Genomic DNA, 1,007 nt, shown 5'->3' on the forward strand with positions numbered 1-1,007 from the left:
ACCCCCCGGATCATGCATACGACAGGGGCGGTAAGTCATACCAGGCCGGGCGACCGAGAGTCCCCGGCTGGGGACGATCAAAAAGGTAACGGGGGGCGGAGTGGATCGGCGTACCGAGATCAGCGCAGCGCGCGCCAGAGCAGGTAGAGGCCGATCACCGTGCCGAAGGCCACGATCAGCATCTTGAGGAGCACCGGCGGCAACCGGCGGACCAGCCGGGCCCCGACGTACCCGCCGACCAGCGTGGCCGGCGCGACCACCGCGACCGCCGCCCAGTTCACCGGCCCGAAGAGCGAGAAGACCGCCACCGTGGTCAGCCCGACCACCGCCGAGAGCAGGTTCTTGATCGCGGTGACCCGGGCCAGCGTCGCATCCAGCACCAGGGCCAGGCCGGCGACCAGCATCACCCCGAGCGCCGCGCCGAAATAGCCGCCGTACACCGCGCCGAGCGCGACCATGGCCTGCACCGCGACGGTACGGCGGCGCGGCGCCAGGTCGCGCGGATGCCCGACCAGCGCGCGCAGCGGATCCTGGAAGGCGAGCATCGCCGTCGCGCCGAGCACCAGGAACGGTACGACCACCTCGAACGTCCGGGCCGGGGTGGCCAGCAGCAGCAGGCAACCGAGGATCGTGCCGACGACCGTGGTGGGCACCAGCGTCGCCAGCGAACGCCTCGGCGGCAGGTCCGCCCGGCTGCCCGCCACGCTGGCCAGGTACCCGGGGCAGACCGAGACCGAGTTGGTGACGTTCGCCGGCACCGGCGGCAGGCCCACCGCGATCAGCGCCGGGAAGGTGATCAGCGAACCGCCCCCGGCCGCCGCGTTGACCGTGCCCGCGGCGAGACCGGCGGCGAGCAGGAGCGCGGCGTCGGAAAGATCCATGGTGATCCGAGGCTAGTACGCCCCGCTCCGCCCCGCGCGGCCACCTCGCCTCCGTCCGTGCGGGCTGCGCGGCGGGCGCCGTTTGCGGCGTGTCGCGGTGTCCCGGCCCCCGGACACCGCGACACG

1 protein-coding gene is annotated in these 1,007 nt (G+C 73.5%); it reads right to left on the reverse strand.

The genetic code is table 11. The features are described 5' to 3' along the window. Window positions 1-119: 119 nt before the first annotated feature. A complete protein-coding gene (locus M2302_RS33035; protein WP_280841713.1) occupies window positions 120-881 on the reverse strand; it encodes a sulfite exporter TauE/SafE family protein in 762 nt (253 codons plus the stop codon). Between the last annotated feature and the right edge of the window lie 126 nt (window positions 882-1,007).

Source organism: Micromonospora sp. A200, assembly GCF_029893845.1.
GTDB lineage: Bacteria > Actinomycetota > Actinomycetes > Mycobacteriales > Micromonosporaceae > Micromonospora > Micromonospora purpureochromogenes.

Coding starts and splice junctions, on each gene's coding strand:
- M2302_RS33035 (WP_280841713.1), bottom strand. CDS start 881: ATGGATCTTTCCGACGCCGCGCTCCTGCTCGCCGCCGGTCTCGCCGCG.